The organism is Flavobacterium sp. ov086, assembly GCF_900187965.1.
Classification (GTDB): domain Bacteria; phylum Bacteroidota; class Bacteroidia; order Flavobacteriales; family Flavobacteriaceae; genus Flavobacterium.
In genome coordinates this window covers 23,025-38,857 of sequence record NZ_FZNL01000002.1, presented here as the reverse complement: position 1 = coordinate 38,857, position 15,833 = coordinate 23,025, and the positions used below count along the sequence as shown (strand labels likewise).

Genomic DNA, 15,833 nt, shown 5'->3' with positions numbered 1-15,833 from the left:
AGCCCGATAAAACAGTACGCACAACACCAGTCTAAGATGGAGGTGGCGGTTAATCTCGAACTTAAAACGCTGAATGTAAAACAGGATATTACGTATTACAATACTTCAAACGATACCTTGAGTTCGATCGTTCTAAACGATTGGAATAATGCTTTCTCAGACAAAAACACACCGCTTGCAAAACGCTTTTCGGATGAATTTTACAGGGGTTTTCATCTGGCTAAACCCGCAGAAAGAGGAAATACTACGATTATAAATCTGATGGATGCCGATAATATGGCACTCGAATGGGAAAGAACTACAAAAAATCCTGATTTTATCGTGGTGAAACTAAGTCATAAATTGCGTCCGGGCGAAAAAATAGATTTACACATTACCTATATTTCTAAAATTCCGAGTAATAAATTCACCCGTTATGGCTTTGATCAAAATGGCGGAATGAATTTAAAAAACTGGTTTTTAAGTCCTGCGAGATTTGAAAACCATAGTTTTATAAAAAACAACAATTTCAATTTAGAGGATATTGCCAATGCAGCTACTAATTATGAGGTCGAAGTAAAAATTCCAACAAATTATTCTATTACAACCGATTTAAATTCGGTTTCAAAAGATACTTCGAATACTACTTTTAGCTCTTATCTCTTTACCGGAAACAACAGAACAGATTTTAACTTTTTTATCGAAAAACAAAACAGTTTCAGAAGTTATACTAATGGCATTGTAGAAGTCCTTTCGGATTTAAAAACAAAAAAACTCGACGAGATTCAAAGAGCACTTATCATTAATAGAGTTTCTAATTTTGCAGATGAGTTTATTGGGAAATATCCTCACGAGAGAATAATGGTTTCTCAGGCTGATTATGACAGGAATCCTTTTTATGGATTAAACCAATTACCGTCGTTTATAAGTCCGTTTTCTGATGATTTTATATTCGAGATTACTTTTTTGAAAACATATCTGAACAATTATCTAAAGAATAGTTTGCGTCTTGATCCCCGAAAAGACAATTGGGTTTATGACGGAATCCAGATTTATGCCATGATGAAATACATGGAAGAAAATCATTTGGATCAAAAGATGCTTGGTCGTCTTTCTGAGATGAAACTCTTTGACAGTTATAACATTACAAATCTGACTTTTAACGAGCAATACAGCTATTACTATATGTTAATGGCGAGAAAAAATCTGGATCAACCGCTTGGTGATCCAAAAAATACTTTAATAAAATTCAACGAACAAATTGCAAGTAAATATCGCGCAGGTTTAAGTTTAAGCTATCTGGACGATTATTTAAATCATAATATAGTTCCTAAAAGTGTGCAGGAATTCTATAATCTGAACAAAAATGAGCAAACGAATCGATATGACTTTGAAAAAATATTAACCAAAAATAGCGCAAAAGACATTAGTTGGTTTTTTAATACGATTATAGATTCTCGCGATATTATCGATTATAAATTTACGAATGTCTCGAGAACTAAAGACAGCGTACAGTTTAAGATAAAAAATAAAACAGATAATTTTGTTCCGATACCGATTTATGGACTTAAAAAAAATGATGTTGTATTTAAAAAATGGATTGAACCTAAAAACAATGATTCGATTTATGAATTTGATCGAAAAAATGCAGATAAAATAGTTATAAACTACGATAATGAAGTTCCGGAATACAACCAGAGAAACAACTGGAAATCATTGAAAAGCTTAGTCATAACGAATCGTCCGATAAAATTTAATTTTGCCAAAGATTTAGAAGATCCATATTACAATCAGATTTTATACATTCCTACGCTTACTTATAACTTATACGATGGTTTGACGCCTGGGGTTCGTTTTCATAATAAAACGATTCTGGACAAACCGTTTACATTTGATATAAATCCGGCTTATTCTATAAATGCGGGAACATTTTCTGGTTCTTCGGCATTTTCGTGGAGTGAATATTATAGAAATAGCACCTTGTATAATGTGAGATATTCGATAAGTCAAAATTATTTTCACTACGCACCAGATGCTACTTATTTGAGATTAAACCCAATGGTTCAGTTTCGAATTCGTGAAGAAAACTTTAGAGACAATAGAAAACAGTTGATTATGTTTCGTCAGGTTATTGTAAATCGTGAAGCGAGTAAATATATAACGGATAATTCTAAACCAAATTATTCTATTTTCAATGCACGTTATTCTAATACAAAAACCGAATTAATTAATCATTTTAGTTTTATGACAGACTTTCAGTTTGCCGGAGATTTTGGGAAACTGGCCGGCGAAATTGAATACCGAAGATTATTCGAAAACAATCATAAATTAAATTTAAGATTCTACGCCGGAAGCTTTTTATACAATACGACGAACTCAGATTATTTTAGTTTTGGTTTAGACAGACCAACAGATTATTTATTTGATTATAATTTTTATGGAAGATCTGAAAGTACTGGTTTCTTTAGTCAGCAATTTGTGATGGCTGAAGGTGGTTTTAAGTCAAAAATTGTTCCCGGATATGCCGATCAATGGATGACAACTTTGAATGCCAGTTATTCGATCTGGAATTGGATTGAATTGTATGGCGATATAGGTTTTATGAAAAATAAACATCAAAGCGAGCGCTTTGTTTATGATAGCGGCTTACGTTTAAATCTGGTTCCTGACTACTTTGAACTCTATTTTCCGGTTTATTCGAATAACGGTTGGGAGATTTCGCAAAAAAATTACGACGAAAAAATACGGTTTGTGATCACTTTATCACCAAAAACATTAGTCAATCTTTTCACCAGAAAATGGTTCTAATCAAATGAATTTTAAATAAAAACCTGCATAATTATCATTAAAAACAATTTATACATAAAAATATCTCAAAAAAAGTACGTAGTTTTTTGATTTTAAATACAGATAATTAAATTATATTTATTTTAAAGAATTATGATTATTGATTGTTTTTAAGTAATTTCGCAGTCTAAACATGACCCTCCAAGATTATGATAAAAGAAAAAAGCAATACTACATTAACATTTGAAGATTTCAAAACTGAGGTATTGAGCGATTACAGAATTGCAGTAACCAGCCGCGAATGTAGTCTATTAGGTCGTAAAGAAGTATTAACCGGAAAAGCCAAGTTTGGAATATTTGGAGACGGAAAAGAGGTGCCACAGCTTGCTATGGCAAAGGCCTTTAAAAACGGAGATTTCCGTTCCGGATACTATCGCGATCAAACTTTTATGATGGCAATTGGCGAATTGACTCCAAAGCAATTTTTCGCAGGTTTATACGGTCATACTGATTTAGATTTTGATCCAATGTCTGCCGGAAGACAAATGGGCGGGCACTTTGTAACGCACAGTTTAAACGAAGACGGGTCTTGGAAAGACTTAACAAAACAAAAAAATTCAAGCGCAGATATATCTCCAACAGCAGGACAAATGCCAAGATTATTGGGATTGGCTCAGGCTTCAAAAATTTACAGAAATGTTGATGGTATTACAACCAAAGACAAATTTACTGTAAACGGAAATGAGGTTGCCTGGGGAACTATAGGAAACGCAAGTACCTCTGAAGGCTTGTTTTTTGAAACTATAAATGCTGCCGGAGTTTTACAAGTTCCGATGGTAATGAGTGTTTGGGATGATGAATACGGAATTTCGGTTCACGCTAAACATCAAACTACCAAAGAAAATATCTCTGAAATTCTAAAAGGGTACCAACGCGACGAAGACGCTAAAGGTTACGATATTTTTAGAGTTAAAGGCTGGGATTATGCTGAGCTGGTTTCTACTTATGAAAGAGCCGGTGCAATCGCGCGTGAAGAACATATTCCTGTTTTAATTCACGTAAACGAATTAACACAACCACAAGGACACTCAACATCAGGTTCTCACGAACGTTACAAAAATGCAGAAAGACTTGCTTGGGAAAAAGATTTCGACTGTATTCGTCAGATGCGTTTATGGATGATCGCCATCAATATTGCATCGCCTGAGGAATTAGCTGAAATTGATTTTGAATTGAAAAAAGAAGTTCTTGAAGCTAAAAAAGAAGCGTGGAACTCGTTCATAGACCCAATTATCGAAGATCAAAAAAATCTTTTAGTATTATTGGAGCAAATTGCTGCGGCAAGTATCAATCATAAAGAAAGAATCCAAAAATATATTTCGGAATTAAGCGCTATAAAATCACCTCTAAAAAAGGAAATGCTTGTTATCGCAAGAAAAATTTTACGCTTTATCGAAGTTCCAAATAGTAAAGTTTTATTATCAAACTGGATTACCAATTATATTGGAATTACACAAGGAAGATTCAGCAGTAACTTATACTCCGATTCTGACAAAAATGTATTCTCTGTACAAAAAGTACTTCCTCAATATGCTGAAAATGCAAAACCGGATTCAGACGGACGTATGATTCTACGTGACAATTTTGACGCTTTGTTTACCAAATATCCAGAAACTTTAATTTTTGGTGAAGACGTAGGAAATATTGGTGACGTAAACCAAGGCCTTGAAGGTATGCAGGAAAAATACGGTGAACTTCGTGTTGCCGATGTTGGTATTCGTGAAGCAACTATTCTTGGACAAGGTATTGGGATGGCTTTAAGAGGTTTACGCCCAATTGCTGAGATTCAGTATTTAGATTATTTATTGTACGCGATTCAAATCATGAGTGATGATTTGGCTACACTTCAATATAGAACTGTTGGAAAACAAAAAGCACCATTAATTATCAGAACCCGTGGTCACCGTCTTGAAGGTATCTGGCATTCTGGTTCTCCAATGGGAATGATTATTAACGCTATTCGCGGAATTCACGTTCTGGTTCCTAGAAACATGACGCAAGCTGCAGGATTCTACAATGCTCTTTTAGAGACTGATGAACCAGCTTTAGTAATCGAATGTTTGAATGGATACCGTTTAAAAGAAAAAACACCACTTAATTTTGGAGAATTCAAAACACCAATTGGTGTAGTTGAAACCCTAAAAGAAGGTTCAGATATTACTTTAGTTTCTTACGGATCGACTTTAAGATTAGTAGAACAAGCTGCAATTGAATTATTGGATTTAGGAATTGATTGCGAAGTAATCGATATTCAGTCCCTACTTCCATTTGATGTTAATAAAGATATTGTAAAAAGTATCGCCAAAACAAATCGTCTTTTAGTAATCGACGAAGATGTTCCCGGAGGAGCTTCAGCATTTATTTTGCAACAAATTCTGGAAGAGCAAAACGCTTATAATTATTTAGATAGCAAACCACAAACTCTTGCTGCAAAAGAACACAGACCAGCTTATGGAACTGATGGAGACTATTTTTCTAAACCTTCTGCCGAAGATATTTTCGAGAAAGTTTATTCAATGATGCATGAAGTTAATCCATCTAAATACCCAAGTTTATACTAAGAATTTAGTTCGGTTTCAATATAAAAAAAGCTCCAAATTATAATAATCTGGAGCTTTTCATTTATACTTGTAAAATCTTTTTTATTTCTTCATAATTAAGCTTCTCTTTAAAAAAAGTAAATGGAGCTCTTCCGGCAGGCAAAGTATTAATCAATATTTTTTCTTTTGCAACTTTAATTATTGTGACCTTTTGACCATCAGAAAATAGAGAAGAATTTGTATAAAAACTCAAAGTTCCATCTCCTTGATCAGTCAAAATCCATTTATTTCTTTGCAACAATTTTCCAATTTCATTTGTAGACAAATCTTTTGTTATAATTAATTCCTTAAATCTACGTTCGGATTCAATTCTAAAAACGATATAAATCAAGAAAATCATTCCAACTGATATCAAAAACGGTCCGTCATTATCTCTTTCGTAATTAGTTATACCAGCATAAATCAATAATAAAGGCATAAATAAAACAAAATAATTTCCAACATAATCAAAATAACCAATAGGCCATTTCAATTTTTGAATTACATATTCTTTAGTTTTTCTATCCATAATATAATCCGTGTTTTCGCATTAGTAAATCTGTATCATCCGCATGCCATCACGCAATCTAAGATTTCCCTCAGTCTGATAAAAATAAGCATAAAAAAAACGCTTAAAATCCGCGTCTTCGCGATAGCGAATCCGTGTCATCCGCGTACCATTCCCCACAAACTAAGACTTCAAAATAGCCCTAGCCTTCTCTAAATCCTCAACAGTATCAATTCCGATTCCTACATGAGTTGTTTCGACCATTTTAATACGTTTCCCGAATTCTAAATAACGTAGTTGCTCCAACTTCTCCGAAGCTTCCAAAGACTTCATTGGTAAGCTATAAAAGTCTAACAAAGCCTGTTTTCTAAAAGCATAGATTCCGATATGCTGAAAATAACGCACACCAACATCCTTATCTCTAGGATATGGAATTACTGAACGAGAAAAATATAAAGCAAACTGTGATTGATCAACCACCACTTTTACATTATTAGGATTGTTGATTTCGTCTTCATTCGTGATTTCACGCATTAACGAAGCCAAATCAATCTTGCGATCTTCATCATTTTTAAAAACAGATAAAACCTGTTCTAAAGGTCCAGCTTCTGTAAAAGGTTCATCGCCTTGCACATTTACAACAATATCAACATCTAAATTTGCAATAGCTTCAGCAATTCTATCACTTCCTGATTCGTGTTCTTTGATGCTCATAATGGCTTTTCCGCCGTGATTTACAATTTCATCAAATATTAAATCAGAATCAGTTACCACAAAAACATCATCAAATAGTTTTGTTGCAACAGTTGCTTCATAAGTTCTTAAAATCACGGTTTTTCCACTCAAATCCTGCATCAATTTAGCAGGAAAACGTGTTGATGCATATCTCGCCGGAATTACAGCTATTATTTTCATTTTTAATTATTTTTTCAATTTGAATTTATCAGATAAAACTAAACTTTTTTATCCTGTATTTTTTGAATATCATTTTCTATTAATTGTACCGTCTTTTTAGAAAACCCTCCAGTAGAATATTCATCTGTATAATGAACGTCAGTATAATACAGCTCTCCACCTTTATAACTGGTATCTCTAAACGAAAAAAAATAATGTTTACCACTTCTATAAGATGTTCTGGAAGTAATTTTAAAATGATATCGATTCAATAAGTAAACTTTTGTTTCCAATAAATTACCAAGAAAATTTGTTTTTTCTATAGTTACAAGCTTCTTATTTGAATCAATTGTAATTTTTAAAGTTCCCGACACCAGAAACGCAATTGTTCCGATAATTGCAATACCTCCAAACCAAATGAGAATTATTTCTACAGATGCAAGAGTGGCAGCAAGAATTATTATCAATAACCCCCAAAGGGCCAATGGTTTTAAAAAAACTTTTCCAGATGTTTTATAAACTTTAATTTGCTTCTCTACTATTTCCATATTAAACAAATATACCAATTCATGATCAAGTTAAAAAAAGATATTTATAACATATTTTTTAAACAACTAAAGTCTAATGCATTACAAAATAATTATATTTATAAGAAAAAACATCATGAAAAAACCGTCGATTCTGATACTGCTTTTATTGAATTTATTTTTTCTTAATTCTGCTTTAAGCCAAAAAAATAATCCTAAAATAATTAATGCATTTTCGAATCCCATTTTTGATGGAAAAGGATATCAGCCACTTGGCGACTTAAAGTGGAAATTTAAAACCGATGGTAAAATTTTTGCTTCGCCACTGGTAAAAAACGGCGTAGTTTATATTGGCAGTGAAGACGGATTTCTTTATGCTATTGATGAAAAATCAGGAGAAACAAAATGGAAATTCAAAACTGACGGAGCGATTCACAGTTCGTTAAGTACTTTTGAAAACATCCTTTATTTTAGCAGTTTCGACGGAAATTATTACGCCATAAATACTGAAAACGGAAAATTAATCTGGAAATTCAAAACCGGTGGAGAACACTGGCTTGGCGCAACCGGTATAGACGGAATGAAACCAGAAACACAATATATGGATGATCTATGGGATTTTTACTTATCATCTCCTGTTGTGTATGAAAAAGGAAAATCAGCAGTAGTTTTATTCGGAAGCAGTGATGGAAATGTTTATTCAGTTGATGCCAAAACAGGCGCTTTAAAATGGAAATTCAAAACCAACGGACCAATTCACGGAACTCCTGTAATCGATCAGGATAAAGTTTATATTGGAGGTTGGGATGCAACATTATATGCTTTGAACATTGAAACAGGTAAAGAACTATGGAATTTCCCAACAGGAACAAAAACGGGTTTTAAAGGCATTCAATCGTCTGTAGCGGTTTCTGATGGAAAAGTTTATTTTGGAGCCAGAGAACCGTTCTTTTTTGCTTTAGATGCCAAAACCGGAAAACTAATCTGGAAATATGACGCTCAAAGTTCCTGGATATTAAGTTCTGCAGTTATTAAGGATAATACGGTTTATGTAGGAACATCAGATACTTATGCTTTATTGGCGCTGGATGCCAAAACCGGAGCCGAAAAATACCGTTTCAAAGCCAATGGTTATGTTTATACTTCTCCAGCAATTGCAGGGAACACGATATATTTTGGTGATTTTACAGGTAATTTCTTCTCTTTGGATTTACGTTCTAATGGCAAAAAATCTAATTTTATAAGTACTGATAATCGCAAGCAATTTGCTTCTTCTACATTAAAAAATGATTTTTTAGATTTTGGATATACAGGACAAAACGAAGATCTTTCGCTATATGATAACAACAAAAAAGTAATGGATCAATTTTACCAATTAGGATCAATTGTTTCATCGCCCTTTATAAACAACAACACGATCTTTTTTGGAAGTGCTGACGGATATTTATATGCTTATAATCTAGAGAATGGCAAATAAAAAAACGTCGTGAATCTTTGTGAAACCTTTACCGCAAAGCACGCAAAGTTTTTTCATCTGCAAGGTTTAAAAAAACACAAAGTTCGCAAAGCTTTGTGGATAACCTTACTTTGCGAACTTTGTGTTTTATCAACCTAATACGAGATCAAATCTTAGCGTGCTTTGCGGTAGAATTTTTAAGCAAAGTTGCACAAAGATTCGCGAAGTTATATTACATGATTTTTACTGATGTCATACTCAAAGAACCGGCTAGTAATTTATCGTTGAACAAAGTCAAATCTTCTGATTTTTCTTTTAAACCTAAAGTGTACAGCAAAGGCAAATAGTGATCCGGAGTTGGAATCGCCAATTGAATCGCTTTATTCATTTTTTCAAAATCTATTAGAGGCTGAAAATTTTCGTCTAATATATAATTATTGATCGTTTCTCGTGCTTCAATTGCCCAATCAAAACCGTAATTATCTTTATCGAAATTTCTGAAGTCAACCAAACGTAAGTTGTGAACGATATTTCCGCTTCCGATAATTAAAACTCCTTTGTGACGCAGCGATTGTAACTTCTGAGCCAGCTCAAAATGATATTGTCCTGATTTGGTATAATCAATACTCAACTGAATTACCGGAACATTTGCTTCCGGATATAAATGCTTGATCACACTCCAGGCGCCGTGGTCTAGACCCCAATGCTCGTCTAAATCAACGTGAACAGGTTCTAATATTTTTTTAGTTACTGCGGCCAATTCCGGACTTCCTTTTGCGGGATATTGAACATCAAATAATGCTTGCGGAAATCCTCCAAAATCATGAATAGTTCTTGGCATTTGCATTGCAGTAACTTTGGTTCCATTCGTAAACCAATGCGCCGAAATACACAAAATAGCATTCGGCTGTGGCAATGTTTTAGCCAGATTTCGGAAACCAGCCACAAACTGATTTTCTTCAATCGCGTTCATCGGGCTTCCGTGTCCTAAAAACAGAACCGGCATTTTATCTGTATTCGAAAACGTAGACGAAATCGAATGTAAATCGTTTAGTGTTGTCATTATATTTAGATTTTTTTGCCACGAATTTCACTAATTTTCACTAATTAATTCTCTGTGGCAATTTTTCTAGTTATGCATATTTATTAAAAGTAATTCAATGAATATAATTCATATTACTTTAAAAAAAAATTCGTGCTCATTCGTGAAATTCGTGGCAAAAAAACTATTCTATAAAACTCTCGTCTTTAAATCCTATCAAATATAACTTATTTTTGGCACGTGTCATAGCGGTATAAAGCCAGCGTATGTAATCGCGATCGATTCCGTTTGGTAAATACGGCTGTTCAATAAAAACCGTGTTCCACTGCCCTCCTTGCGATTTGTGACACGTAATTGCATAAGAGAATTTTACTTGTAAACCATTAAAATACTCGTTCTCTTTTACCTTCTGGAACTTCTTATATTTTGTAGTTTCATTTTCATAATCCTTCATTACTTCCTCATACAAACGATTTGATTCTTCGTAGGTTAATGATGGAGATTCACTTTTTATGGTATCCAAAAGTAAAACGGTTTCAAAAGGCTTTTGCTCCGGATAATCGACCATTCTGATTTTTACTTTCGCAAAATTAAAACCGTATAATTCTTTGATTCCGAATAATTCTAAAACTTCAATAATATCACCATTGGCAATAAATCCGGCTTCGTCAGTTTCTTTTAACCAGAAATAATTATTCTTAACCACCATCAGAAAATCGCCCACAGAAAGTTCACTTTCTTTAAACAAAATCCTCGTTCTGATTTGCTCATTATATTGATTTGCTCTTTTATTCGAACGCACTATAAACGCTGTATCTTCAATACTATAATTGCTGTATGCCGAATTAATCGCATCCTGAATATCGTAACCATCCGTTAAACGAACAATGTCTTTGAACTTTTTGACATTGAATTTAAACTCGGTAATAAAACTTTCTTTTAGTAATTCACGAAGTTCGGTCGCGTTAAACAAAATCCCCGAACTTTCCTCCTGACGCATTACTTCATCAAGTTCTATATGCTCGATTTCTTTGTTATAATGAATTGCTAAAGTCTGTGTATCAAGCGCTGGACTAATATCTAAATTTACTGGAGGCAACTGTGCAGTATCTCCCAAAAGAATCATTTTGCAATTGGTTCCGGAATATACATACTGAATCAAATCATCGAGAAGTGATCCGTTATCATACAATTTAGAGTCCGAATTACTATCTGAAATCATCGATGCCTCATCGACGATAAAAATGGTGTTTTTATGTTTGTTCAATTGCTTGGTAAAAGCTACGCCTCCGCCAGCCGATTTTTTAGGGAAATATATTTTTTTATGGATCGTAAAAGCTGGCGTATTCGAATAATTGGCAATTACTTTTGCCGCACGTCCGGTTGGTGCCAGCAAAACAAATTTTTTATTGATATCTCCCAAATTATTTACGATAGTCGAAATCACGGTTGTTTTTCCCGTTCCCGCATATCCTTTTAATACAAAAATGGTATCGTTATGTGTATCCGTTAAGAAAATAGCGATTTTCTGAAAAAAAATATCCTGTTTGTAAGTTGGTGCAAATGGAAACTTTTTTTGTAAAACGCCGTAAAACAGTGATGAATTCATAAGGTAAAATTGAAATACAAAGTACGGGCTTTTAAACATCAATATCAATTTATAAAATTCCAATTTTTTAATCCCGAAGCCCAATGTCATTAAGTTAAGCTTTTAAAAAATACAATTATTGCAAAGCAAATCCGTTTTTATCCGCATTTTTACGAAGTAAATCAGTTTTATCTGCGTCAAAATTAGACGCTGATTTTACTGATTCGCTAAAGCGAATCCGTTTAATTCACATCAATTTAAAGAACTTATACTACTTATATGGTAAAAGAACAGGTCCTAAACTTTTTCTTAACTCTATTTTAAAGCCTAATTAAAATTGTTTTTCGAAATTGCAATTATAATTGTTGCTTTTTAATTTGTAAGTTTGTGGTCGCCTTAAATTCATTCTTGTAAAACAGGTAACGAATTGTAAATCAATATGTCATTGCAAAATACTAATATTACTTCAAAAAAATACAAAAAGCTTTCTATCCAGGTTTCCCTGACCGGATTGTCATTTTGTTGTTTTGATACTTTAAATAATACAATAACTTCTCTAAAAGAAATTCAGTTTGATCCTTTTCATAAAGCGACCAAAATTGAAGAGCTTTTTGGCGATGCTTTCAAAAATAATCCGGAGTTAAAAGATACGTACGACGAAGTTTTGGTCATTCACAACAATAATCTTTCGACATTTGTACCAACGCCTTTGTTTGACGAAGACTATCTTGGAAGTTACCTACAATACAACACAAAGGTTTTTGAAACTGATTTTTTTGCATACGATCAGATTTCAAATTATCATATGAATTCGGTTTATATTCCGTACGTGAATATTAACAACTTTTTTATTGATCAGTTTGGTACTTTCGATTACAAACATGCTAATAGTATTTTGGTCGAAAAAATATTAGACGCTTCGCGAAACCATGATGAGAAAAAAATGGTTATTAATTTCAATCCTGGCCATTTTGAAATTATCATAGTACAAAATCAGAAATTACTGTTATTCAATTCGTTTGAATATCAAACACCCGAGGATTTTATCTATTATATTCTATTTACTGCCGAGCAATTGAACTTAAATCCAGAAATTTTCCCTCTTGAGTTATTAGGTACAATAGACGAGAACGACCCATTTTATGCCATTGCGTATAAGTACATTCGCTATATATCATTTATGAATGTCGACACTTTACAGCAAAGAAATAGCTTTTCAACTGCACAAAATCAAAAACATTATATCTTATTTCAATCATGAGAATCATTTCAGGAAAATACAAAGGACGCCGAATTTTCCCGCCAAAAAACCTTCCTGTAAGACCAACGACTGACATGAGTAAAGAAGCATTATTTAATGTTTTGAATAATCATTTTAGTTTTGAAGGCTTAAAGGTTTTAGACTTATTTGCAGGAACGGGTAATATCAGTTACGAATTCGCTTCACGCGGAAGTGCGCCAATTACCTCTGTTGACGGAGATTTTGGATGCGTAAAATTTGTCAAACAAGTAGCTTCAGAATATGACTTTAATATTGCTGCTACAAAAAGTGATGTGTACAAGTTTCTTGAAAACTGTAAAACATCATACGATATTATTTTTGCCGATCCTCCTTACGGATTAGATCAGAATGCTTTTGAAAAAATTGTTCTAACGGTTTTCGAAAGAGAATTACTTCACGAAGACGGAATGATGATCATCGAGCATTCAAAATATACTAAAATGGAGCATTTAAGTAATTTTTCTTTCCAGAAAAACTACGGTGGATCTTTCTTTAGTTTCTTCGAATTGAACTCAACAGATGACGATGAAGAACTTCCGGATAATTCTATAAAAGTAACAGAAGAAGACGAAGGATAATTTCGTTTTTAAACATAAAAAAAATCCCTTGAAAATTTCAAGGGATTTTTTGTTTTATCTAATTAATTCAAGTTGGTATTTTAATCCAGATTATAAATTAAAGATTTTAGAAAAACACAACAAATTGATTTTAAAATGTTTTTGTTCCATCGGAACATTTCGTTGGTAACCCAATAAATACGGCTTTTTTTACGTTCCGTAGGAACGTTTGATTCGTAAACAATCGACATACAATATCTCAAACATCCCTACGGAATGATATAAAATCGCAAACATTTTTTTCTACCAATGAAATGTTCCGATGGAACAAAAAAACAAAAAACAATTACTTGTTTTTGGTAAATCTCTAATTCGTAATCTGATTAAAATACCAACTTGATTTAATTAACCCTATTTTGATTTTCATCGTTATTTTTCTCTTTAAATTCGGTTTCTTTTACCTTTCCAAAAGAGTATTTTATGGCAATTGAAATCAAATGATTATCGACAACATATCTCGCTTTAGAATTTACATTATTGATTGTGAATTTTTCGGTTTCAATATTATTTTTAAAAATATTATTGCAGCTTAAAGTACAATTCCAATTCTTCAAGAAAGTTTTTGAAACCGCCGCATCAACAATAAATCTGGGATTTGTCTCAAAAACCCCAGTATATTGTTTTGTTAATCCCCAAAAATTTAAAACAAATGAATATTCTTTTGGAAGCTTAAAATCGTTATTTGAACTATAATAAGAATAAGGTTTTGAGGCCAGAAATTCTGCAGATTTATCTTCAACTTTTTCTAAAATAAAAATCAAAGAATTTGTCGTAGTCCAAAATTTATAAGTAAACGGCAGCGTAAAATCAACTGAAAACCCAGAACTTTTATCAAAATTGATATCTTTAAAAGTCATTATATTAGTTTGATCATCAAAAGAAAAACTATTGTAAACAGGATCTTTAGTTTCGTAATAACTAAATTTAACTGACTTGTCATGATATTGAAAAGCGGTAGCAATTTCGTTGTTAAATGTTGGACCTAAATTAATATTTCGGGCATATAAAAAATAAGGATTTATATACGTTGCACCCTGACTTAATGAGGAATAATTAGGTCTTGAAATACTTCTTGCATAATTTACAGAAATACTTTTTGTACTATCTATTGGAAATGTAAACTGTGCTTTTGGGAAAAAATTGGTGTAATTTATTTCGAGCAATGGTACGGCATCAGTTCTAAACTTCCCAATTATGTTTGAGTTCTCAACTCTGAAACCAAGTGAAAAATCGACTTTTTTAATCTTGCCTGACAATTGCGAATATCCGGATAAATTCTCCTCTTTAAAATCATAATTGCTTAATTCATCTTGACCAGTTTCGGTATAAAAAATAGCCACATCAGATTTAGAATTTGCAGCTGAATATAATCCTCCAAACTCAAATTTCATTTCATTCTTAAACTTTTTCTCTACATCAATTCTTCCTGAAAAATAATTGATTTTAAATTTTTGATCTCTGATTTGTGCTTGTTCAAATTGGGTATCATTAAAATTATTATTTACATCGGTATACAATGACTGATCAAAATTAGAATATTGTAAGCCTGCAAAAACCTGTGCGTCAATTGGTTTTATTTTCTTCTGATAATTTAAAAAGGAGTTTACAAAATTCTTTTTACTATCATTATCTGTAAAAGTCACCACATTATTAACAACATCTTTATTCTTATTATTTGTTATTGTATTAATCGGAAAAGTATCCGATTGCAATTTACTATTGACACTAAACGAAAAATAATCGTCTTCATTTATTTTGTAAAACAAACCTGCACCAAAAACATATTGATTTCGTGTGGTTTCGGCCGAGACATCATATTTAGACGCAATGTCAGCCGTTGGAATTTGATAATCGATACTATGACTTTCCCACGGATTCAGTCGATTGTAATTAAAATTAGCTTTCAATTCCAGTTTATTCTTCTTGAAAGTAGAATTAAATCCCAGATAATTATTATAGTTCTTTTTGAATGAACCCACCTCAGAAATCTCGGTTTTGAAACTATCTTTTTTACTAAATTTTCTTGTAATTAAAATTACAGAACGTCCTTCGGCTTCATATTTAGAAGAAGGATTCTGAATGATTTCGATGGTTTTAATATCGGCAACAGCCAAAGCATTCAAATCATTCATTCCTACTTTTTGATTGTCGATATAAATCAACGGACTTCCTTTTCCAACAACTGTAATACTTTCTTTGTCTGAGCTTATTTGAACCGTTGGTAATTTTGCCAATAAATCAACTGAATTAGGGATTGAACTGTAAATAGAATTGGCAACATCTACTTTTATATTTCCGTTTGTATTGGTAAAAGTTTTTTTATTCTGAGAGATTACAACTTCATTCAATTTATTGGAAATACTGTCTTTCGGAGTTTCCGTTTGAGCATTTCCAATAAGAGAAAAACAAAATAAGAGTACAATTAGAATAAGTTTTAAAGGCAAATAAACATTCATTTTTTGATTGATTTTAGATTGAAACACTGCAAAAGTGCTTCGAAAAAAGAGTTCTGTA

11 protein-coding genes are annotated in these 15,833 nt (G+C 32.6%); 5 read left to right on the top strand and 6 right to left on the bottom strand.

Annotated features, from left to right (window positions below; all coding sequences use genetic code 11):
- Positions 1 to 36 precede the first annotated feature (36 nt).
- Both CHB81_RS02455 and CHB81_RS02450 read left to right on the top strand, forming a co-directional pair.
- Positions 37 to 2,787, top strand: coding sequence for an aminopeptidase (locus CHB81_RS02455; protein WP_089350310.1), 2,751 nt, complete (start codon positions 37 to 39; stop codon positions 2,785 to 2,787).
- A gap of 188 nt (positions 2,788 to 2,975) precedes the next feature.
- A complete protein-coding gene (locus CHB81_RS02450; RefSeq protein WP_089350309.1) occupies positions 2,976 to 5,387 on the top strand; it encodes a thiamine pyrophosphate-dependent enzyme in 2,412 nt (803 codons plus the stop codon).
- A gap of 61 nt (positions 5,388 to 5,448) precedes the next feature.
- Here CHB81_RS02450 and CHB81_RS02445 read toward each other — a convergent pair whose 3' ends face one another.
- The 3 genes from CHB81_RS02445 to CHB81_RS02435 all read right to left on the bottom strand — a co-directional run bounded on the left by CHB81_RS02445 (position 5,449) and on the right by CHB81_RS02435 (position 7,355).
- Complete coding sequence (locus CHB81_RS02445; protein WP_089350308.1) at positions 5,449 to 5,934, bottom strand: hypothetical protein; 486 nt, start codon at positions 5,932 to 5,934, stop codon at positions 5,449 to 5,451.
- A 162-nt stretch (positions 5,935 to 6,096) separates the two neighbouring features.
- Positions 6,097 to 6,828 carry a 3-deoxy-manno-octulosonate cytidylyltransferase gene (kdsB, locus tag CHB81_RS02440; RefSeq protein WP_089350307.1) on the bottom strand — a complete coding sequence of 244 codons (732 nt, stop codon included), beginning with the start codon at positions 6,826 to 6,828 and terminating at the stop codon, positions 6,097 to 6,099.
- 38 nt (positions 6,829 to 6,866) lie between these two features.
- Positions 6,867 to 7,355, bottom strand: a complete 489-nt coding sequence (locus CHB81_RS02435) for a hypothetical protein (RefSeq protein ID WP_089350306.1) — start codon at positions 7,353 to 7,355, stop codon at positions 6,867 to 6,869.
- 115 nt (positions 7,356 to 7,470) lie between these two features.
- Here CHB81_RS02435 and CHB81_RS02430 point away from each other — a divergent pair, with 115 nt between their 5' ends.
- Entirely contained in the window at positions 7,471 to 8,811 is a 1,341-nt protein-coding gene (locus tag CHB81_RS02430; RefSeq protein WP_089350305.1) for a PQQ-binding-like beta-propeller repeat protein, read from the top strand.
- A 211-nt stretch (positions 8,812 to 9,022) separates the two neighbouring features.
- On the opposite strand, the gene ygiD is transcribed toward CHB81_RS02430, so the two are convergent.
- Together ygiD and CHB81_RS02420 are read right to left on the bottom strand one after the other, a co-directional pair.
- Positions 9,023 to 9,853: a 4,5-DOPA dioxygenase extradiol gene (gene ygiD / locus CHB81_RS02425; protein ID WP_089350304.1), complete on the bottom strand. Its 831-nt coding sequence runs from the start codon at positions 9,851 to 9,853 to the stop codon at positions 9,023 to 9,025.
- Between the two features lie 163 nt (positions 9,854 to 10,016).
- Complete coding sequence (locus tag CHB81_RS02420) at positions 10,017 to 11,441, bottom strand: ATP-dependent RecD-like DNA helicase (RefSeq protein WP_089350528.1); 1,425 nt, start codon at positions 11,439 to 11,441, stop codon at positions 10,017 to 10,019.
- A 418-nt stretch (positions 11,442 to 11,859) separates the two neighbouring features.
- On the opposite strand from CHB81_RS02420, the gene CHB81_RS02415 reads away from it, so the two are divergent.
- Positions 11,860 to 12,681, top strand: a complete 822-nt coding sequence (locus tag CHB81_RS02415) for a DUF3822 family protein (protein WP_089350303.1) — start codon at positions 11,860 to 11,862, stop codon at positions 12,679 to 12,681.
- Positions 12,678 to 13,280, top strand: a complete 603-nt coding sequence (locus CHB81_RS02410) for an RsmD family RNA methyltransferase (RefSeq protein WP_089350302.1) — start codon at positions 12,678 to 12,680, stop codon at positions 13,278 to 13,280. Before CHB81_RS02415 ends, CHB81_RS02410 begins: the two co-directional genes overlap by 4 nt.
- Before the next feature lie 380 nt (positions 13,281 to 13,660).
- Here the strand turns inward: CHB81_RS02410 and CHB81_RS02405 are convergent, their stop codons facing one another.
- Positions 13,661 to 15,775 carry an outer membrane beta-barrel family protein gene (locus CHB81_RS02405; RefSeq protein ID WP_089350301.1) on the bottom strand — a complete coding sequence of 705 codons (2,115 nt, stop codon included), beginning with the start codon at positions 15,773 to 15,775 and terminating at the stop codon, positions 13,661 to 13,663.
- Between the last annotated feature and the right edge of the window lie 58 nt (positions 15,776 to 15,833).